Here is a 20,504-nt window from a genome sequence, read left to right as displayed (position 1 = left end):
ATTTTTAACTCTATTGTTTACACAATACATCTGCTCTCTGTTCAGCTTATGCCTTCTTTGGGCTTCTTATTCTGAACATAATGGCGAACATAACTGGAACGACAATTAACGTTAATACGGTTGCAAAACCTAAACCGGCCATAATGGTTACTGCCATTGAACCAAAGAAGGCATCAAACATCAGCGGTATCATACCTAGTATGGTGGTTAATGCTGCCATACTTACCGGACGAACACGGCTTATCGCACTATGTACTACCGCATCATATGGTTCTCGTCCTTCCTTCAATTCAATATTGATCTGATCAAGCAGTACGATGCCATTTTTCAAAATCATTCCGCTCAAGCTTAATAAACCAAGGAAAGCTGTGAAGCTGAAAGGCATATTAAAGCCAAGCAAACCAACTGATACACCGATGATTGACAGCGGCACTGTAAACCAGATAACCAACGATTTTTTGACCGAGTTAAACAAGAAAACGGTGATAACGAACATAAACAGATAGCCCATTGGAAGCGACTTAAACAGCATATTCTGAGCATCCGAAGATGACTCATATTCACCGCCCCATGACAGTTCATATCCTTCAGGTAGGCTTAGCGCCTCTATTTTTGGTTGTACACGAGCAAATAGGCTTGCTGGTGTTTCGTCACCTAAAATATCGTGGTCTGCCAATACCGTTAATGTACGTTTACGGTCTCTACGCAAAATCAGTGGCTCTGACCATTGCAGATCAACCCCATCCATTACCTGTTCAATTGGTACATAAGTTTGTTGACTCGGGCTCCAAATACCTAGGTTTTGCACGGTATCAAAGTTAACGCGTTCTTCTTCAGGAAGACGTACTAAGATTGGCAACGACTGAGTACCGTCACGGAACAAGCCGATGGTTGACCCACCAAACGCTGTTTGCAAGGTGTTGGACAGATCTTCTTTTGATACACCCATTCGACGAGATTTTGACTCATTAAATAGCGGCACCAGTTCTTTAGTGCGTTCTCTCCAATCGTGACGAATATTTCTTGCACCCGGATCTTGGTGCAGAATATCTTCTATCTGAACGGCTATATCCCGTAGTACTTGCGGATCGGCACCTGATATTCTCGCTTCTATCTTAGAGGCCGGCGATGGTCCAAACTCAATCAGCTTCAACTGGAATGTAGGGGCATTAAATTCGCTGGTAAGAGAGCTATCAAGTTTATGCAGCAAGGCAAACATCTGCTCGCGGTCCTTAGCACGAACTTGAAGTTGCGCGTACGCTTCGTAACTTTTCTCTGGTGCATAAGTTAACGCAAAACGTTGTAACCCTTGACCAACAGAGGTCGTCACAAACTCCACTTCTTCTTGTGATCGAATATATTTTTCTACTCTTTCCGTCTGTTTGACGGTTTCTCTTATATCTGTCCCTTCTGGCATCCACATATCAACGTAGAACATGGGTGTGTTTGATGCTGGGAAGAACTGCTGTTTTACCCCACCAAAACCAATAATAGCGACCACTAACAGGCCAATCATCCCTGTGACGGTCAACCAACGGAAACGGATAGCAAACTTCAGTAACGAACCAAACAGAACATACATCGCCCCTTTATATGGGTCGGTATTTTCCCCTTCTTCACTCTCACCATCTTTTAATAACAGATCAGCCAGCAATGGCGTCAATGTAAGAGCTGTAATCCAGCTAAGGAATAGTGAATAACACAGTACCCAAAATAGAGAACCCATAAATTCGCCGGTGGCGTCTTGCGACAAGCCAATCGGAGCAAAAGCGGTAATAGCAATCACCGTTGCACCAAGTAGAGGCCACTGGGTCTGTTTTACGATGTCTACCGCGGATTGAAGTTTGGTTCGGCCTTTTTTCAAGCCCACTAATATGCCTTCTACCACCACAATGGCATTGTCCACCAACATACCCAATGCGATGATTAGTGCCCCTAGCGATATCCGGTGAAGCTCAATGTTATTTAGCTTCATCATAATAAATGTGCCAAGCACGGTAAGAAGAAGCACAGAGCCAATAATTAAACCACTTCTAAAACCCATGGTGAAAAGCAGCACAACGATAACAATACCCACTGCTTGACCTAGGCTAACGATAAAGTCCTTAACGGATTTATCTACCTCTTGGGACTGGTTGTAGAAATAGTTAAGGTCAAGCCCCGCTGGCTTAATGTTTTCAATCTCCGTCAGTTTTGCTTCTATCTGCTGACCTACTTCCACAACATTGACGCCAGACGCGAAAGAAATACCTAAATTAATGGCGGGTTTACCATTGTATGTAACAATATTGCTTGGCTTCTCTTTAATACCACGACTAATGGTAGCAACGTCTTTTAGTCGAATAAGTTTGCCGGTATCTCGACCATGAATGATCAGGTTTTCTAACGATTCTACCGAGTCTAAAGTACCACTTGGACGGATTGATAAACGCTGCCCGCTGATCATCATTTCCCCAGCTGAAACTACGCTGTTTTGCTGAGTCAGTAGATTGACCACTGTGGTGAAATCAAGACTTAAAGAAGCTAAGCGATCAATCGACATTTCAACAAACAATTGCTCTTGCTGATCGCCGGAAATACTGACTTTACCTACACCATCAACCAACTCTAATTCACGACTCAATAGATCGGCGTATCGCTTCAGTTCAATATAGTCGTAACCGTCTCCCGTTAACATGATCATCACGCCAAACACATCACCAAAATCATCAATGATTTGTACTGAGTTCACCGCTGAAGGGAGGGTCGGTTTTAAGTCGTTTACTTTACGACGCATCTCATCCCAAATTTGAGGAAGCTGATCAGGACCATACTCCATCTTCATACTTACCATTATCTGCGACATACCAGATGACGAAGTAGAGGTAATATTATCTACATAAGGAAGTTGACGAATTTCCTTTTCAATAGGGTAAGTGAGTTCTTCTTCCACTTCTGTGGTGGTCGCGCCGGGATACGTGGCTATAACCATCGCATCTTTGATGGTAAAGGCAGGGTCTTCCAGCCTTCCTAAACCAAAGAATGATTGAGTTCCACCAATTGCAAGGATGACTAAAAACATCCAGCTAATTACTTTATTTTTGATTGAATATTCTGCAATGCTCACTGCTAGTTACCCTCTTTCGCTATTACAACCACAGCGTTGTCACGCAGCTTTCTTAAATGAGTATTCACCACTTGATCACCAACTTTTATGCCTTTACTTACAACAGCACCTTGGCTATTAATTTGCACGATCTCTACTGGCATTTTGTTCACCATATTATTGGTGACTTTCCAAACGTAAAATTCGCCTTGATTTTTACCGGCATCAAGTGCTGTCATCGGCACTTGGTATCCTTGTAGAGTTCCTAACCCAGCTTCCAATAAATCAACATCTAGGCTGGCACTGGTTCCCGGTAAGATAGCAGGAGATACTTGTGGCATTTCTAACCAGAACTCAAAAGCATTGCTTCCTTCCGCAGGTTCGCTAGAGTGTTCGTAATAGCTCAAAATGTACTGGTTATCATCACCAGAATAGGTGGTTTTAACCTCGTAATTTCTTACTTCGCGATCAGGATTAATCATTGAAAGAACCGTGTCAGAAATAGCAATTCTTACTCGAACAACATCGCCACGGAAGATGCTTAAAATCATTTCACCCGGGCTAACACTTTCAAAGGATTTTTTTGGCACATCAGAAATATAACCATCAAATGGTGCTAATAACTTGGTGTAATTAACGTTGTTTTTTGCAGTTTGGAACGTCACTTCAGCAAGACGCAAATTAGCGGTAAGCTCATCATATTCAGATTGAGAAACCATCTTGCGTTTCAACAAATCACTACCACGGCGAAACTGTTTTAACGCTAACTCATATTGAACCCGTGCATCGGTTAACTTTTGACGCAATTTATCGTCATCTAACTGAGCCAGTACTTGGCCTTTCTTCACTTGTTGTCCAGCACGAACAGCGATCGATTGCAGCTCCCCTTCGATGCGAAAAGAGAGAGGAGTTAGATCAGCAGGCATCACTTGCCCTTTGAAGTTTCTAAACTGGTTCTCTATTGGCTTTTCTATCGCGAAAGTAGATACCGTTAAAGGTGCGTCGTCTGTTATAACAGCCTGATCTTTGCACCCTTGCAGTAATACTAAACCTACAGTTAGGATCGCCAGTTTCGACATGGCCTGTTTCATTACGGTCTGCTTAAACATTAAATACCTCCCTCACGAGTCCAAGCTCGTACAACTTGCCCTTCATGAAGGTTTTTCGCACCCGCAATCACCACCATATCTCCTGCATTCAAGCCACCAACAACGGCGCCAAACTCGTCGGTGTTCACTTTCACACGTTCTACAGAATTAGTTTGTGGTTCAAAGCGCCAGATTTCACCGCTGCTTCCTTCTCTAGAAACCCAAGCACCATTTGGCAATATCAACTGATCTCGTTGCTGTTCATTACGAATCAACACTTGCCCTGTCATTCCTGTCAGAATGTTTAGTACATCCGGTCTAACAATGGTAACTGTGGCACTGTAGCTATTGGTATCGGAATTTGGTTGAGTAGACATCTCTTTGAAACTGGCAGGAATAACAATGCTGTTATGAACGTCAAACACCACGGCATATTCACGCTTCGGTAAGGTACGAATGCCTGTTTTATCCACATATGGAACCGGCAAAGCAATGTTTATATCCAGCAAATCATTATTGATGATATTGAGAACGGGTTGCTTAGCACCAATGAACTGAAATGATTTAACAAAGCTGAGTGAAACTACGCCATCAAACGGTGCTTTAATTTGGGTGTAGCTTAAATCGGTTCGAGCTTGTTCCAGTTTAGCGTCAGCTGCCTTAAAAGCGGTTTCTGACTGGTCAAAAGCATCGGTACTGATCAGCTTTTTGCTGACTAATTGTACGTCTCTATCGTAACGGGTTTTAGCTAAGTCAAATTGAGCTTGAGCGGCGTCTACTGCTAACTGATAATCTTTTGGGTCTAATGTCGCAAGCGTCGCACCCTTAGTAACTTTTTCACCTTCGCGAAAACTTAAAGTCTCTATCATGCCTGGAACTTGAAAGGATAACTGAGAGCGCTTTCCTGCATCCACTTCAGCCAAAAATGAGTCAAATTCAGACGCCGATAAATTAGGAACCTGCAACAATTTTACTGGCTTTACAACTTCTGGCTGCACCTCAGAATTCGCTTGATTGCATCCTGCAAGGAACAAACCGCTGGCGGCCACTAACGCCAATTTATATGCAACAAAGGCTTTTTTTTTCACCTTGTTTTCTCCCATTCTTCTATAGTCATCACAAATCATTTACTACACAGTTGTGCAGTATATTAATAAATGAGATAAAATCAACGCTTATTTTACACTTGGACAATAAAATTTAATGACGACTAGAATGAAATCTGGTAAAACGTGTGGGTCGTAGATGAGAAGTTAACAATGGCAGAGAGAAAACAAGGGCGTCGTAGCGCTCAAACATCAGAAGAAACAAAAATGCATATCCTCTGTGTAGCAGGCAATATGTTCTGTAAAAGTGGATATGAAAAAGTGTCTTTGCGAAATATTAGTGAAGCGGCGGGTGTATCGCACAGTTTGATCCGACACCACTTTGGTAGCAAAGAGCAGATCTGGTATGCCATTAGTGACGCCCTCCATGATTATATGGAAGAGTACATTTCCGCGCTGATTGCTGAGTTACCTAAAAATAATCCAGCCAATTTATCTCTCTATCAATTTGCCGTTAAGCTACTCGCGCACACTTTAATTGTGCCGTACCCAATGCAATTTGCTGCCGATGCAGTAAGGCAAGAGGGTGAATTTTTTGACTATTTTATTGATCAACACGGCAATTTCGAACAAACCATGCTTGATCTGACAGACTTACACAATAGTGAAAATCCTGACTTTCCGGTCAATATGCTTGAGGTAAAGTGGCAATTAATTTTGTTCGCACACGGAGCACATAGCCTTAATCCTATGATGAAACAGATTTGGCTTGATCAAACTAATAATGCTGATGAAGCACTTTATCATCACTGGAACCTGTTTAACCGACAACTTGCACGTTACTTGAATATAGCGAAACAAGATTACCTTCAACCAGAGACATTACGAGAGTTGATGCTGCCACTTGCTTGTAAGTTTGAAGAACAGTGTCAGGAATATGATAGCGAGTAACAGATAAGCCGCAGGATACAGGTTCAAAATAAAGCACAATTATTTGCATACCCAACTCTCACAATTAAAAAAAAACGCTGACCTAGTACGTCAGCGTTTTTTTCATTTAGGGAAAAAGTAATCAAGAATCAACAATGGCGCTTAACGTCTTTTTCCTCGGTTTTTATGAATATTCAGCTTCGCTTTCATTTTTCGTTTTTCAGCAGAACGACTCAGTCTTTTAGTCGGTTGTTCTGTCTCCAGATCGGCAATTAAGCTTGGTTCAAAACCTTGCAACCACTCTTGAGGCAACCTTTGATCTAATAAAGACTCAACCGCTTTCAATAAATACTCTTCGTCACGGCTCATAAATGATACCGCCAGCCCTTGATGGCCTGCTCGTCCTGTTCGACCTATACGGTGAATATAGTCTTCCGCTTTATACGGCAAATCATAGTTAACAACCGCTTGAAGCTCTTGAATATCGATCCCTCTTGCGGCTACATCGGTAGCAATAAGGGCACGAATTTTACCCGCTTTAAAATCATCCAAGGCTTTCTGTCTTGCTCCTTGGCTCTTATCACCATTAATAGATGCCGCTTTAATACCATCCAGTTTGAGCTCTTTTACTAACGCATCAGAACCTTGCTTAGTTTTGGTAAACACCAAGGTTTGTTGCCAGTTACGCGATCCAATCAGGTACGCAAGAAGTTCACTTTTACGTCTCTTATCTACCGGATAAATAATCTGCTCAACTGTTTCTACTGTGCTGTTACTCGGTGTCACTTGCTCTTCGACTGGGTTATTAAGAATTTTGTAAGCCAGCTTTTTGATTCGATTGTCAAACGTGGCCGAGAACAACATGGTTTGACGCTGAGCAGGCAACTTACGAATGACTCGTTGAATATCCGGCAAAAAGCCCATATCAAGCATTCGATCCGCTTCGTCCAGTACTAACATTTCGGTACGATTCAACACAATCGTTTTGGTATAGGCATGATCAAGCAAGCGGCCCGGTGTCGCGACTAAAATATCGGCACCTTTGCGTAACTGATCACGCTGAACATTTAAACTGGTTCCACCATAGGCGACCACAATGTGTAACCCCATATCTTGGCTGTAATCACACAGGCTAGTATAAACTTGTTGGGCTAACTCTCGTGTCGGTACCAACACCAAAGCACGGATACTTTTGTCGTCAGGCTTAGGTTCGGCATTCAGCAATTTTTCGATGATTGGCAGACCAAATGCGGCGGTTTTTCCCGTTCCTGTTTGCGCTCCAGCTAAAATATCTTCTCCTGCTAATACATGTGGGATCGCTTTTTCTTGAATAGCGGTAGGATGCTTAAAACCAAGTTCTGTCACGCGTGAAATCAGTGCTGATTGCAATGGTAGATCAGAAAAAGTAATGCTCTCAGAAGAGAGTTCATGAGCAGCTATAGAGTTAGAAGAACGAGTATTAGATGACATTACGAGCACCAGAAAAAATGGGGTCGAGATTGTATCAGAACCGAACGTTATTTGACACCAGCGAGAAGAATGCGCGCTCTGCTGAAAGTAAAACGATAATAGAGAGATTTGAACAATAAAGAGGTGGTATTAGGTGTGTAACAGAAGTGCTATCTTTCTTTATTAAAAAATAGCACTTGTTGGCTATCAACAGTTGAGGCAGTTAAAAGCGCAGAGATCATAAAGAGCCTTCTTCGCTTGAATCTACTTCGGGTTGGTAGTCGGTAAGATCAAAGCCAATTTCAAGCGCATCAAGCAACTCTAGGCCATCTATATCAGTAAAGTTTTCCATTATTTCATCCTTAATAGAAGTAATATCCTGTTTTATCCTAAACAGTAAAACAATGTTATATGACAATTCGAAGTAAATTTATATATTTATTTATTCTGAGATATCTCTTTTTTTGTGATTTTCTGCGATAAATTCACTTAACAAATGCTTTTTTAAAAATGCATTAGTGCATTAACTCTAATAACTGTTTCTATTGGTAAATCGGTTGTCATCTCATCTTTACATTAAAAGTAACAACAAATTGCAATTAAGTGAGACGTGTTTGGCAGTTTGTCATCTAAAATGTGTAGTGTACTTGTTACAAAACATGAATACGTTGGAGCCTTCATGAAAGAGACTAACTTTAGACTGATAGACCGTCTTTTTATTAAGATGTCAATCAATGACAAATTTTGGGTATTATTTATCCTATTTATAATTGCCCTTAGCGCAACTGCCATTGGCCGTTATAGTGATTCAATTGATCGTATTGAAAACCAATCAGTAATTGCTACAGAAGCGAAGCTACAAGGACTTGTTGCCAGCTCTTCGCAATTTGGCTCCGTAGACAAACTTTCGCAGCTTGGGGTAACGCTTTCTCGTTCATCGGGAAAAACCATTCGTAATGAAAATAGTGTCACTGCCGTGGTTAAAACGCCAGATGGGCAGTACGCATCATTAACAGAGTCAGTACTAGCGTCAGAAGATAGCGCCAAAGACCAAGCATTTACCTCACTACTATTAACCTATTTGTGGGCGATTCCATTTATCCTATTTTGTTACTGGCTAACAACCTTTTTGGGTGGCGCACTTTGGGTTTTATGGCAAACCACACTTAAAATTGCCGATGGTGATTTAACGTCTCGACTCGGCTTTCATGCAGGACGAGATGAGTTTGGTACCATAGGTTGTGCCCTTGATGACTCCATGGATACCTTAACCAAGTTAGTGGTTACGGTTAAAGACAGTTCAACAACTTTAGAGACGACCGCTGACTCATTTGCACAAGAGACAAAACAGAGTGAACAGCAGATCAATTATCAGCACTCCTCTCTAGACTCTGTCGCAACCGCTATGGAAGAGATGACGGCGTCTGCGCAAGAAGTATCAAATGTTGCTAAACAAGCAGCGGAACATTCTGAAAACGATGCAAAATATGTCCATGCGAGTCAGCAACGTGTTCATAATGCGATTGCTGAAATTGAACAGTTATCTAGCTACATATCTCAAGCATCAGACTCGGTAGAAACATTGACTGAGAACACCACTCAAATCAATGACGTTATTACAACCATCAATGCCATTTCTGAACAGACTAACCTTCTGGCACTTAATGCTGCGATTGAAGCTGCTCGTGCTGGTGAGCAGGGCCGTGGCTTTGCCGTGGTTGCGGATGAAGTACGAACTCTGGCTAGCCGAACTCAAGATGCGACTGTTGAGATCCAAGCGATGATTGAGAAACTGCAAAACGAAACCAAAGTTATCGCAGCAAAAACTCAAGATACGGTGAAACAAGCGCAAACAAGTAGTGATTTAGTATCTGAAATTGGTCAGGATGTTGAGTCTATTGCTGAGTCCGCTAAATCGGTTATGGATATGAGTTTACAAATCTCCACATCCGCCGATGAACAAAGCGCAGTGGCCAACGACATTGCGACTGAGTTAAGCGATATTCGCAGCCAATCAGATGTGATTCGAAGCGTTGCTGAAAGCTCGGCAAGTGGCGTTACAGAATTAAGCCACGCATCACGAAACCTTAATGAAGTGTTAAAAGAGTATCGCACGACCTAACGCGCTCTCTCTCTCAATATTGAAGGCTTACCATAATCTGGTAAGCCTTTTTACTATCCGCCATTCGCCAAAACCGAACAGAAATAATATAATCATTCGTTATTTATATACGTTTTGAATTACTTCTATCTATGAACAATCGCCATATTATCGCTATCATTGCTGTGCTTTTCTTCTCTGGTTGTGCGACTTATGCTGGCTTTAACTACGATAGCCTTTTTGGCGATGAAGTTGTTAGAGAGCGAGAAGTCCCCTATCAATCACCCATAGCCCAACACTATATTAACCACGTTAAGCCTGTAATTGATAACCGATGTGTGGTTTGTCACGCGTGCTATGACGCACCTTGCCAATACAAAATGTCCTCCCCACAAGGTATAGATAGAGGTGGCAGCAAAAACACCGTTTACCAAGGGACTCGATTAATTGCTTCCTCCCCTACTCGACTGTTTGAAGATGCAGAAACCACACAAGAGTGGCGGGAAGCGGATTTTCATCCGGTATTAAACGAACGCAGCCAGTACAGTCAGCCAAATATTGAAGCTGGCCTTATGGCAAAAATGCTGATGCAAAAAGAGCGTTATCCACAGCCAGAGCAGAAGCAGCTAGAAGATTTTGATTTCTCCATTTATCGCGAAGAGCAGTGCCCAACGGTAGAAGAACACGCACAGTATGAATCGGATTACCCAACTTGGGGAATGCCATTTGGTATGCCTAATCTCGCCACAGAAGATCTCAATATCCTGATCGATTGGTTAAGTGCAGGTGCAAAAATGGCCGCGCACAAGCCTATGTCAGTAGATGAGCAGAAACAGATAGCAAAATGGGAAGTGTTTTTAAATAACAACGATATTAAATCTCAGCTTAGCGCCCGATATATTTATGAACACGTCTATCTATTCCATCTCTATTTTTCTGAGTTAAATGGTGAAAAACGTTTCTTTACTATGGTTCGCTCTGCTACTCCTCCGGGCAAACCAATCAAGCGTATATCCACCCGACGCCCTTATGACGACCCCGGTGTAGAAAGAGTGTATTATCGTTTAATACCTGAGTTAGCCACTATTGTCGACAAAACTCATATGCCTTACGCCTTAAACGAACAAAGGATGACAAAATGGCAACAATGGTTCCTCCAAGCCGATTATCAGGTGAGCCAGTTACCAAGCTACTCTCCGCAGGTCGCCGCCAACCCATTAACCGCATTTAAAGATATACCGGTGAAGACCCGTTTTAGCTTTTTAGTTGATGGGGCACACAACACCATTATGGCGTTTATAAAAGGTCCAGTATGCCGAGGCCAGCTAGCACTCAATGTTATTAATGATCGATTTTGGGTGTTCTTCTTAAACCCAGAACATATGGCGAATGAAGAGATCAATCAATTCTATATCGATCAAGCGAGAAACCTCGCTTTACCGGGCGAAAAAGAGAGCAATATCGAGCCTGTTATCAACTGGATTAACTACTCAAACCAACAAACTCGTTATTTACAAGCTAAATCCGATTTTACCAATAAGTGGTTTAACCAACACCAAAAACTGAACACAGACGTTCTTTGGCATGGCGATAGCTTAAACGACAATGCGGTATTAACAGTATTTCGTCATTTCGACAGTGCCTCGGTAGTAAAAGGCTTAATAGGACAAAAGCCTAAAACCGCTTGGATTATAGATTACGCCATGCTCGAACGTATCCATTACCTATTGGTTGCGGGCTTTGATGTATACGGCAACTTCGGTCACCAATTGGTAACTCGTATGTACATGGACTTTTTACGCTTGGAAGGAGAAAGCCACTTCTTAACGTTAATTCCAAATGAAGTTCGCCACAAAGAACACAGCTCTTGGTATCAAGATCAAAGTGCTTCATTGAGCCAGTTTTTCCAACGTAATATTAAACCGTTCAGCCAGCCTACGGCGATTAACTATCATTCAGACGATCCTAAGTCGGAGCTGTTTGATATGTTAAAAGAGAAGTACCAATCGGTACTTAGCGATCGCTACCAAATTGTTGATACTGGTTTAACCGCAGAGAATAATAAAATTCTGTCGAAAATAGATCACTTAATCGGCTTTCCTTCCGCCACCATTCCACAAATCTCGATGATAATGGTGACTTCACACAAAGGCGAACAACAGCTATTTACCTTATTAAGAAACAATGCGCATAAAAATATCTCTAGTCTATTTAGTGAAGACGCAAATCGTTTACCTGAAAAAGACAGCTTAACGCTGGTTCGCGGAGTGTTAGGAAGTTACCCTGCCGCCTTCTTTAAATTGCATGAGCGTGATATTAGTGAGTTCTACACATTATTAAGCGCCATTGATAGTGAAGAAGATTATATCAAGTTATTGGATCGCTTCGGAATTAGAAGAACGTCACCAGAATTTTGGCAATTTAGCGACCAACTTTCTGCTTGGTATAAACAAGATCAACCTATCGAATTTGGATTGTTGGACTACAATAGATTTGAGAACCGTTAATTTCTCGACAACGGATGGATACTGAATTGAGTGCAATATTAGCGTTGCTATAAATAGTCTCAATCTGTATCACTCTCGTTATGTCTTCAGCTTATTCGACATAAGGAGGTAGCTATGAACATGCGAGAAAAAATCAAAGATTTGGAACAACAAATCTATATAGCGTGCTCGGAAGGTGATATTGAAACCATGAATATGCTGGAATATCATTTAGAGCAGTTAAGAGGACGAATGGAACATGTTTTAGATGATGACCCGTACGCCCTTGAAGACTACTACGACGAATAATATCGATACCCAAGTTCGCTTGAGTATCAAGCCCTGATGAACATCATTGGGGCCGCTATCTTAGTCCGTGTAAAAACTCATGTCGTGTTGCAGAGTTGGACTTAAAAATGCCACCTAAGGCTGTCGTGGTGGTTTCGCTTGTTGCGTCCATCACTCCACGAGACTTAACACAATAGTGTGTTGCATCTATGGTCACCGCGACATCTTCTGACTCTAACAACGTTTGCAACGCCACTAAGATCTGTTGTGTCATTCGCTCTTGTACTTGAGGACGTTGAGCAAAAAAGCGCACAATGCGATTAATCTTAGATAAACCAATGATTTTTCCACGTGGAATATACGCCACCGCCGCTTTGCCGTCGATAGTCACTAGATGATGCTCACAGGTGCTGGTCACGGTAATATCCTTCACCCGTACCATTTCACTCACATTCATCTTGTTTTCAATGACGGTGATTTTAGGAAAATTTTTGTAATCCAATCCAGAAAACAGTTCATCAACGTACATTTTCGCAATACGATTTGGTGTCTCTTCTAAACTGTCATCGGATAAGTCCAAATCCAGAATTTGCAGGACTTCACGCATGTGATATTCAATGCGCTCTTTTTTCTCTTCACGAGTCATATCGTTAGATTGCATCGGTGTCTCTAAACCACGCATCTCTAGCGCATCTTTAACCAACTTCGCTGATTCGCTAATAGTCGACATAATCTCTCCTAAAATAGTATGCTTTACCCCTTTTGGATGGCTGACAAGCATACTCGGAATCAGCGATAATTACATCTTAAAAACGAGATTTATAATCTGTGAATCCTGCGACGTGGGAAGAAGGCAGATATATGTTATTGTTCCACCGTTAATTAAGAACAACAAAGGATACCTTATGGGCTGTTGTGATACTCCAGGTCTGATGCCAATTAGTGAAGCGTTAGAGAAAATGTTATCTAGCGTCACTGTTAATGTAGCAAAAAGCACCCTCGCGCTCGAAGAGTCAATCGGGTTTGTGTTAGCCGAAGACCTACGCTCGCCAATCTTTGTTCCTCCATTTGATAATTCAGCAATGGATGGCTACGCCGTTAGACGAGAAGATCTCATTAAATCCAATACCTTACCTCAAGCGGGTAAGTCGTTTGCAGGGCAACCATTTGATGGTGAATGGCCAAAAGGAACCTGTATTCGTATCATGACGGGAGCAAAAATTCCTCAAGAGTGTGATGCGGTAATAATGCAAGAAGAGACTCAGGTAACTGAAGAAGGCATTAAGTTCAACAATCAAGAAGTTAAGCCTCGCAATAACATTCGTGATTTAGGCAACGATATTTCCAAAGGTGATTTGGTCCTTAGCAAAGGCACCCGTTTAACACCAAGAGATATCCCAATGATCGCCTCACTCGGCTTTAGCCATGTTTCAGTATTTAATAAGCCCAAAGTTGCCTTTTTCTCTACAGGTGATGAGCTGAAACCATTAGGGGAAAGTTTACAAGAAGGGCAAATTTACGACAGCAATCGCTATGGTATTAAAGCCATGCTAGAGAAGTTTGGCTGTGAAGGTATCGATCTAGGCATTATACCGGACGAACCAAAGCTTCTTAGCGACACATTTGAGCAAGCGCAACAACTGGCCGATGTGGTTATGACGTCTGGCGGAGTGAGTGTTGGCGAAGCAGACTACACCAAAGATATCTTAGAAGAGCTGGGTGAGATTGGTTTTTGGAAACTGGCTATTAAGCCGGGTAAACCTTTTGCCTACGGTAAACTGGACAACGCCATTTTTTGTGGTTTGCCGGGTAACCCTGTCTCTGCTGCGATTACCTGTTATGTCCTTGTGCAACCGTTGCTGGCAAAACTGGCAGGAGAAACCAACTGGAAGGCACCGGAATCCATTCCTGCTACCACTAAGTCAGCATTTAAAAAGAAACCGGGAAGAACCGACTACCAGCGTGGAGTTTACACTGTAAAAGACGGGAAATTTGAAGTAGAAAGCACAGGAAACCAAAGTTCTGGAGCATTCCGCTCGATGAGCTTAAGTAACTGTTTTGTTGTTATCGAATCAGACAGAGGCAATGTCGAGGTGGGCGACACAGTACAAATCCAGATGTTTAACCACACCATGTACTAATTAGCATCAAATTAAAGTAGCAGGTCAATCATTTGCTACTTTTATTTTTGCTGTCAACTTTAATCACTTATTACTGGTTTTTTATGGACATTCTTTCAGACCAAGAGATGCTTCGCTACAACCGTCAAATCATTCTCAAAAACTTCGACTTCGATGGCCAAGAAGCTTTAAAGCAGAGCTCGATTCTTATCATAGGCGCGGGTGGTTTAGGTTGTGCAAGCAGCCAATACCTAGCGACTGCGGGTGTTGGAACGATCACAATGGTAGACTTTGACTCGGTAGAAGTCTCCAATTTACAAAGACAAGTTCTGCATACTGATGCGGATATAGGGAAGCTAAAAGTCGTATCCGCGGCAGAAAGCCTGACCACACTTAACCCATATATAAACGTAAATACCATTGCAGAAAAGCTCACGGATCAACAGTTACAAGCTGAAATCGTAAAACATACCCTAGTTATTGATGCTACGGATAACGTAGAAACCAGAAATCAGCTCAATAAACTTTGCTTTAATAATAAAACACCGTTGGTCTCAGGTGCCGCTATACGTATGGAAGGACAAGTTTCTGTCTTTACCTATCAAGATGAGCAGCCGTGTTACCAGTGTTTAAGTGCACTATTTGGAGAGAATGCCTTAACTTGTGTTGAAGCGGGTGTCATGTCTCCTGTGGTCGGTATTATTGGTGCAACTCAAGCATTGGAAGCGATTAAAGTCATCTCTGGCTATGGGACAAGCGTAACGGGAAAATTACTTATTTTAGATGCACTAACCATGAGCTGGAGGGAAATGAAATTAGCAAAGAATGCTAGCTGTCCAGTTTGTGGGTGATTTATTTTGAGCTTTTAATAAAACTTTAGAAATTTCGTTAAAATTCCTATGAAAAGTGTGATCTCTGCCATTTGATCACACTTTTTTATTGATTGATCCTTTTTAAATGGCATCATATTACAACAACTTACATGTTTATTATTTATTGAGTGCTGTAATCATGGAATCGACCATTTCTCAGTTGAGAAAAGACTTTCAGGCGAAGGTTCAAATCAAGCATACTGCTAACAACCATCTATCTAGTGCTTCGCTATTAACCGAAGAAGAGTTAAGCGAACTAGAAAATGCATGGATTCAACTGATTACTTGGAAGCAAGCCAACCCTGTTACTTAGTAAGCGTACCCTCTCATGTACGCTTACTAATTGTTTCTGTTACTTCATTTGTTCATCTAGGTTTAATACCGTTAAAGCATTGCTTACGCTAGTTGCAATAACATCTATTACCCCTGTTCTTAACGCCCCTAATAATGCCAGCGGCTTACTGTTCTCCGCAGCAATAGCGATAACCTCTGAAATAGGTCTAAACTCCTCTATCCCCAAACCGATAATTCGATCACTCATCACCGTAATTGCCGTATTGCCGTGAATATCAAAAAAGTCATAACCAGCGAAGTCCCCGACAACACCTTGTTTTAATCGCGACTGAACCACCTCATCAGGCGTAAACCAACCTAAATCGACCATGTAGCTATTTTCACTCATATCACCAATACCAACCAGAGCAACATCTGCTTTACGAGCCAGATCAAGAGTCTGTTTTACCGTTTCATTCTGCATCAGTACATTTTTCTGTTCACGATTCTCAGCATACGCTGGAGCGTATAATGTTTCTGATGTTCCACCATATTTTTTAGCTAACTGACGACAAATATGATCGGCATTGAACATCCCTCCCCTTGGGTGAATACCTCCAATGCCACAAACGAACTTACATGATCGAGGCGAGATAACCCCAACGTGATGGGCGACCGCTGACACGTTACGTCCCTGACCAACCGTCACTACCATGCCATCCTTTAACGTACTAGACAGATAATTAGATACTAATCCTGACACTTGTGTTCGCTGCGACTGCTCACTAGGCTGGTCAAGAGCAATAAGCGCCCTCTTTACTCCAAATTGATCAATCAGTCTCTGCTCAATCTTTGCACTAAACACGGGATGGTACTTAACGGTAATCTCAACGATTCCTTCATCTCGTGCCTGCTTTAACATCCGGCCAACTTTAGCACGGGAAATCGCAAATTTTTTAGAAATCTCTTCCTGAGTAGCACCATCCTGATAATAAGCGACGGACACTTCGGTTAATAAGTCGGTACTTTGAGCTGAAATATCGCTTTGTGATCGAGTCATATCTTCCTCTATAGCTCTCTTTCATGAACATTATTAGTCTGTCACGAGTATAACTAGTCTGTCTCGAGCATAACTATGGCTAGTTAATCTATGAATTCAGCAAATATAACATAAGCTATTAGCCATTGCATATGCTACGCACCATTACATATGCTCACCCAATAAAAAGCGCTAATTATAGCCATTGAGGATAGGAAAAAAGCCAGCCAAACGTTTGGTTATTATTAATCCTAGTAAAGGTTGACCAAAATCACTTTTCGCAGGCTTCAATGATTGACTTATCGTGCAGATCCGCTAATTTGAACACATCAATTCTTCAACAGTGTTCCATATGTTCACGCATTTTTGAACAGGGTTGAAAACTCTCGACCATTTGCTTTATTTGAGCGAATGGCAAGTACATAAATGACCATATTAAGCCTTAACAGGATAGGACGACGGATATGAGCAATAAACTAGAGCAACTTCGTAAAGTAACGACAGTAGTAGCAGATACAGGCGAAATCGAAGCCATTCGTAAGTATCAACCAGAAGACGCCACTACTAACCCATCTTTGATTCTTAAAGCCGCTCAAATTGCAGAATACGCACCTCTAATTGACCAAGCAATTGCTTACGCGAAAACACAAAGCGATGATAAAGCACAACAAGTTCAAGATACTTGCGACATGCTTGCGGTAAACATTGGTAAAGAAATCCTAACCACTATTCCTGGTCGTATCTCTACTGAAGTTGACGCTCGTCTTTCTTACGATACTGAAGGCAGCATCGCGAAAGCTCGTCAACTAGTTAAGATGTATAACGATGCTGGTATCAGCAACGATCGTATTCTTATCAAACTTGCTTCTACGTGGGAAGGTATCCGCGCTGCAGAAGTACTAGAAAAAGAAGGCATCAACTGTAACCTAACCTTGCTATTCTCATTTGCACAGGCTCGTGCATGTGCTGAAGCAGGTGCCTACCTTATCTCTCCTTTTGTTGGTCGTATTATGGACTGGTACAAAGCGAAAGAAGGTCGTGACTTTGCCGCTAGCGAAGATCCAGGTGTACTTTCTGTAACTGCTATTTACAACTACTACAAAGAACATGGCTACAACACAGTAGTTATGGGTGCAAGCTTCCGTAACATCGGTGAGATTCTTGAAATTGCAGGTTGTGACCGTCTAACTATCGCTCCGCAATTACTAAAAGAGCTGGAAGAAGCTGAAGGTGACGTTGTTGAGAAACTCGTTGCGGCGACTGAACTAAAAGATCGCCCAGCTCCACTGACTCACTCAGAGTTCTTGTGGGAGCATAACCAAGATCCTATGGCAGTAGAGAAACTAGCAGAAGGCATCCGTAACTTCGCCGTTGACCAAGGCAAACTTGAGACAATGATCGCTGCAAAACTTTAATTAAGTAAGCAGCTTAACACTACAGCTACCTCCAAAGCTGTAGTGTTTTCTTTCGTCGAAAAGTAGAAATTCTATAAAAGTGTCTGCGACATTTTTTAAACAAATTATCTTAAATTTGGAAATATTTATGGAACGTAAACAACTCGCTAATGCAATCCGCGCGTTAAGCATGGATGGTGTACAACAAGCCAACTCTGGTCACCCGGGTGCTCCTATGGGTATGGCGGACATCGCTGAAGTCCTTTGGCGTGGCCACATGAACCACAACCCACAAAACCCTGAGTGGGCTGACCGCGACCGCTTTATCCTGTCTAACGGTCACGGCTCAATGCTGATTTACTCTTTGCTTCACCTGACTGGTTACGGGCTGTCAATTGATGACCTAAAAAACTTCCGTCAACTTCATTCTAAAACACCGGGTCACCCAGAATATGGTTACGCTCCGGGTGTTGAAACCACAACGGGTCCTCTAGGCCAAGGCATCACAAACGCTGTGGGCATGGCATTGGCTGAGAAAACACTGTCTGAGCAGTTCAACAAAGAAGGCCACGACATTGTTGACCATAACACTTATGTGTTTATGGGAGACGGCTGTCTAATGGAAGGTATCTCTCATGAGGCATGTTCTCTGGCAGGTACTCTAGGTCTTGGCAAGCTGATTGCGTTCTGGGATGACAACGGCATCTCTATTGATGGTGAAGTGGAAGGTTGGTTCTCTGACGACACACCTAAACGTTTTGAAGCGTACGGCTGGCACGTAATTCCTGCGGTAGACGGTCACGACGCAGCAGCAATCAATGCCGCCATTGAAGCCGCAAAAGCAGAAACAGGCAAGCCAACGCTTATCTGTACTAAGACTATCATCGGTTTTGGTTCACCAAATAAATCAGGTTCACACGATTGTCACGGTGCACCTCTAGGCGCTGAAGAAATTGCAGCAACACGTAAAGAACTTGGTTGGGAGCACGGTCCTTTTGAAATTCCGTCGGAAATCTATGCAGAGTGGGATGCGAAAGAAGCAGGCGCAACTAAGGAAGCAGCGTGGGATGAGAAATTTGCAGCTTATGAAGCAGCATACCCAGAGCTTGCAGCAGAATTCAAACGCCGCGTAAACGGTGAGCTACCAGCAGAGTGGGAAGCAAAGACCTCTCAAATCATTGCTGACCTACAAGCGAACCCTGCCAACATCGCGTCTCGTAAAGCGTCACAAAACGCACTAGAAGCGTTTGGTGCTATGCTACCAGAATTTATGGGCGGCTCTGCTGACCTTGCACCATCTAACCTGACAATGTGGTCTGGCTCTAAGTCAATCACTCCGGAAGATGCGTCTGGTAACTACATCCACTACGGTGTGCGTGAGTTTGGTATGACGGCGATTATGAACGGTCTTGCGCTTCATGGTGGCTTTGTTCCTTACGGTGCAACTTTCCTAATGTTTATGGAATACGCACGTAACGCACTGCGTATGGCGGCACTGATGAAAGTGCAAAACATTCAGGTTTACACTCATGACTCCATTGGTCTGGGTGAAGATGGTCCGACTCACCAACCGGTAGAGCAGGTATCTTCTCTTCGTCTGACTCCGAACATGAGCACATGGCGTCCATGTGACCAAGTAGAATCAGCGGTAGCGTGGAAGTTTGCTATTGAGCGTAAAGATGGCCCTACATCGCTTATCTTCTCTCGTCAGAACCTAGCTCAACAACCTCGTAGCGAAGCACAAGTTGCGGACATTGCCAAAGGTGGTTATGTACTAAAAGATTGTGATGGCAAACCTGAGCTAATTCTGATTGCAACAGGCTCAGAAGTAGAACTTGCAACAGAAGCGGCAGCTCAGCTAACAGCAGAAGGCAAGAAAGTACGCGTCGTATCCATGCCTGCTACTGACGTGTTTGACAAGCAAGATGCAGCTTACCGTGAAGCGGTACTGCCTTCAGACGTAACCGCTCGTGTTGCTGTTGAAGCAGGTATTGCTGACTTCTGGTACAAGTATGTTGGTTTTGACGGCCGCATCATCGGTATGACAACCTTTGGTGAGTCAGCTCCGGCAGGCGAACTCTTTAAGATGTTCGGCTTTACCGTAGAAAACGTTGTCGATACAGCGAAAGAGCTACTGGCTTAATCCATCACCTTTCAGTGCTTCTTTGAGCACTGACGTGAATACTGTAAAAACCGGAGATCTTAGGATTTCCGGTTTTTTTATGCACCTCGTTATTTGGGTCTTTCTCCCACACTATCTAATCAAATAACTCATTTTATTGTCATATTTGATAATACCAGCTACTTTTTATATGCAACTACGTAGAGGCTAT

The 20,504-nt window shown here is 42.6% G+C and carries 15 protein-coding genes; 9 read left to right on the top strand and 6 right to left on the bottom strand.

The annotated features are described in order from the left end of the window. Positions 1-46: 46 nt before the first annotated feature. Genes CHJ_RS19150 through CHJ_RS19140 form a run of 3 tightly spaced genes read right to left on the bottom strand, consistent with a single transcriptional unit; the run spans position 47 to position 5,276 of the window. A complete protein-coding gene (locus CHJ_RS19150; protein WP_317918653.1) occupies positions 47-3,106 on the bottom strand; it encodes an efflux RND transporter permease subunit in 3,060 nt (1,019 codons plus the stop codon). Between the two features lie 2 nt (positions 3,107-3,108). After that, entirely contained in the window at positions 3,109-4,194 is a 1,086-nt protein-coding gene (locus tag CHJ_RS19145) for an efflux RND transporter periplasmic adaptor subunit (protein WP_317918652.1), read from the bottom strand. Beyond that, a complete protein-coding gene (locus tag CHJ_RS19140) occupies positions 4,194-5,276 on the bottom strand; it encodes an efflux RND transporter periplasmic adaptor subunit (RefSeq protein WP_317919213.1) in 1,083 nt (360 codons plus the stop codon). Before CHJ_RS19140 ends, CHJ_RS19145 begins: the two co-directional genes overlap by 1 nt. A 156-nt stretch (positions 5,277-5,432) precedes the next feature. Between CHJ_RS19140 and CHJ_RS19135 the strand changes: the two genes are divergently transcribed. Beyond that, entirely contained in the window at positions 5,433-6,170 is a 738-nt protein-coding gene (locus CHJ_RS19135) for a TetR/AcrR family transcriptional regulator (protein ID WP_317918651.1), read from the top strand. A gap of 141 nt (positions 6,171-6,311) precedes the next feature. Here CHJ_RS19135 and CHJ_RS19130 read toward each other — a convergent pair whose 3' ends face one another. Beyond that, positions 6,312-7,619, bottom strand: a complete 1,308-nt coding sequence (locus CHJ_RS19130) for a DEAD/DEAH box helicase (protein ID WP_317918650.1) — start codon at positions 7,617-7,619, stop codon at positions 6,312-6,314. A gap of 658 nt (positions 7,620-8,277) precedes the next feature. On the opposite strand from CHJ_RS19130, the gene CHJ_RS19125 reads away from it, so the two are divergent. The 3 genes from CHJ_RS19125 (at position 8,278) to CHJ_RS19115 (ending at position 12,494) form a co-directional block, all read left to right on the top strand. Continuing rightward, positions 8,278-9,720, top strand: a complete 1,443-nt coding sequence (locus CHJ_RS19125; protein ID WP_171751641.1) for a methyl-accepting chemotaxis protein — start codon at positions 8,278-8,280, stop codon at positions 9,718-9,720. Positions 9,721-9,851: 131 nt separating this feature from the next. Beyond that, complete coding sequence (locus tag CHJ_RS19120; protein WP_317918649.1) at positions 9,852-12,206, top strand: fatty acid cis/trans isomerase; 2,355 nt, start codon at positions 9,852-9,854, stop codon at positions 12,204-12,206. 114 nt (positions 12,207-12,320) lie between these two features. After that, entirely contained in the window at positions 12,321-12,494 is a 174-nt protein-coding gene (locus tag CHJ_RS19115) for a hypothetical protein (RefSeq protein ID WP_171751639.1), read from the top strand. Between the two features lie 55 nt (positions 12,495-12,549). Here CHJ_RS19115 and folE read toward each other — a convergent pair whose 3' ends face one another. Then, positions 12,550-13,203 carry a GTP cyclohydrolase I FolE gene (gene folE / locus CHJ_RS19110; protein ID WP_171751638.1) on the bottom strand — a complete coding sequence of 218 codons (654 nt, stop codon included), beginning with the start codon at positions 13,201-13,203 and terminating at the stop codon, positions 12,550-12,552. A 175-nt stretch (positions 13,204-13,378) separates the two neighbouring features. On the opposite strand from folE, the gene moeA reads away from it, so the two are divergent. The 3 genes from moeA to CHJ_RS19095 all read left to right on the top strand — a co-directional run bounded on the left by moeA (position 13,379) and on the right by CHJ_RS19095 (position 15,778). Next, positions 13,379-14,614, top strand: a complete 1,236-nt coding sequence (moeA, locus tag CHJ_RS19105; RefSeq protein ID WP_171751637.1) for a molybdopterin molybdotransferase MoeA — start codon at positions 13,379-13,381, stop codon at positions 14,612-14,614. Between the two features lie 83 nt (positions 14,615-14,697). Next, positions 14,698-15,444, top strand: a complete 747-nt coding sequence (moeB, locus tag CHJ_RS19100) for a molybdopterin-synthase adenylyltransferase MoeB (protein ID WP_317918648.1) — start codon at positions 14,698-14,700, stop codon at positions 15,442-15,444. A gap of 160 nt (positions 15,445-15,604) precedes the next feature. Then, the gene (locus CHJ_RS19095) at positions 15,605-15,778 is read left to right on the top strand and encodes a hypothetical protein (RefSeq protein WP_171751635.1); all 174 of its coding nucleotides are present in this window, start codon (positions 15,605-15,607) and stop codon (positions 15,776-15,778) included. A 39-nt stretch (positions 15,779-15,817) separates the two neighbouring features. On the opposite strand, the gene CHJ_RS19090 is transcribed toward CHJ_RS19095, so the two are convergent. After that, positions 15,818-16,798: a sugar-binding transcriptional regulator gene (locus CHJ_RS19090; protein ID WP_171751634.1), complete on the bottom strand. Its 981-nt coding sequence runs from the start codon at positions 16,796-16,798 to the stop codon at positions 15,818-15,820. A gap of 443 nt (positions 16,799-17,241) precedes the next feature. On the opposite strand from CHJ_RS19090, the gene tal reads away from it, so the two are divergent. Beyond that, complete coding sequence (tal, locus tag CHJ_RS19085) at positions 17,242-18,192, top strand: transaldolase (RefSeq protein ID WP_171751633.1); 951 nt, start codon at positions 17,242-17,244, stop codon at positions 18,190-18,192. A 127-nt stretch (positions 18,193-18,319) separates the two neighbouring features. Beyond that, positions 18,320-20,314: a transketolase gene (gene tkt, locus CHJ_RS19080; RefSeq protein WP_317918647.1), complete on the top strand. Its 1,995-nt coding sequence runs from the start codon at positions 18,320-18,322 to the stop codon at positions 20,312-20,314. Positions 20,315-20,504: the final 190 nt, after the last annotated feature.

Source organism: Vibrio sp. MACH09, from assembly GCF_033238805.1.
GTDB lineage: Bacteria > Pseudomonadota > Gammaproteobacteria > Enterobacterales > Vibrionaceae > Vibrio.
This window is presented reverse-complemented; position numbering and strand designations above follow the sequence as displayed.

What these genes read in the sequence shown, in the direction of transcription:
- tkt (WP_317918647.1), top strand. Translation starts at nt 18,320, where the DNA reads ATGGAACGTAAACAACTCGCTAATGCAATCCGCGCGTTAAGCATGGAT.
- folE (WP_171751638.1), bottom strand. Translation starts at nt 13,203, where the DNA reads ATGTCGACTATTAGCGAATCAGCGAAGTTGGTTAAAGATGCGCTAGAG.
- moeA (WP_171751637.1), top strand. Translation starts at nt 13,379, where the DNA reads ATGGGCTGTTGTGATACTCCAGGTCTGATGCCAATTAGTGAAGCGTTA.
- CHJ_RS19145 (WP_317918652.1), bottom strand. Translation starts at nt 4,194, where the DNA reads ATGTTTAAGCAGACCGTAATGAAACAGGCCATGTCGAAACTGGCGATC.
- CHJ_RS19115 (WP_171751639.1), top strand. Translation starts at nt 12,321, where the DNA reads ATGAACATGCGAGAAAAAATCAAAGATTTGGAACAACAAATCTATATA.
- CHJ_RS19140 (WP_317919213.1), bottom strand. Translation starts at nt 5,276, where the DNA reads ATGGGAGAAAACAAGGTGAAAAAAAAAGCCTTTGTTGCATATAAATTG.
- CHJ_RS19125 (WP_171751641.1), top strand. Translation starts at nt 8,278, where the DNA reads ATGAAAGAGACTAACTTTAGACTGATAGACCGTCTTTTTATTAAGATG.
- CHJ_RS19120 (WP_317918649.1), top strand. Translation starts at nt 9,852, where the DNA reads ATGAACAATCGCCATATTATCGCTATCATTGCTGTGCTTTTCTTCTCT.
- CHJ_RS19095 (WP_171751635.1), top strand. Translation starts at nt 15,605, where the DNA reads ATGGAATCGACCATTTCTCAGTTGAGAAAAGACTTTCAGGCGAAGGTT.
- CHJ_RS19130 (WP_317918650.1), bottom strand. Translation starts at nt 7,619, where the DNA reads ATGTCATCTAATACTCGTTCTTCTAACTCTATAGCTGCTCATGAACTC.
- CHJ_RS19135 (WP_317918651.1), top strand. Translation starts at nt 5,433, where the DNA reads ATGGCAGAGAGAAAACAAGGGCGTCGTAGCGCTCAAACATCAGAAGAA.
- tal (WP_171751633.1), top strand. Translation starts at nt 17,242, where the DNA reads ATGAGCAATAAACTAGAGCAACTTCGTAAAGTAACGACAGTAGTAGCA.
- CHJ_RS19090 (WP_171751634.1), bottom strand. Translation starts at nt 16,798, where the DNA reads ATGACTCGATCACAAAGCGATATTTCAGCTCAAAGTACCGACTTATTA.
- moeB (WP_317918648.1), top strand. Translation starts at nt 14,698, where the DNA reads ATGGACATTCTTTCAGACCAAGAGATGCTTCGCTACAACCGTCAAATC.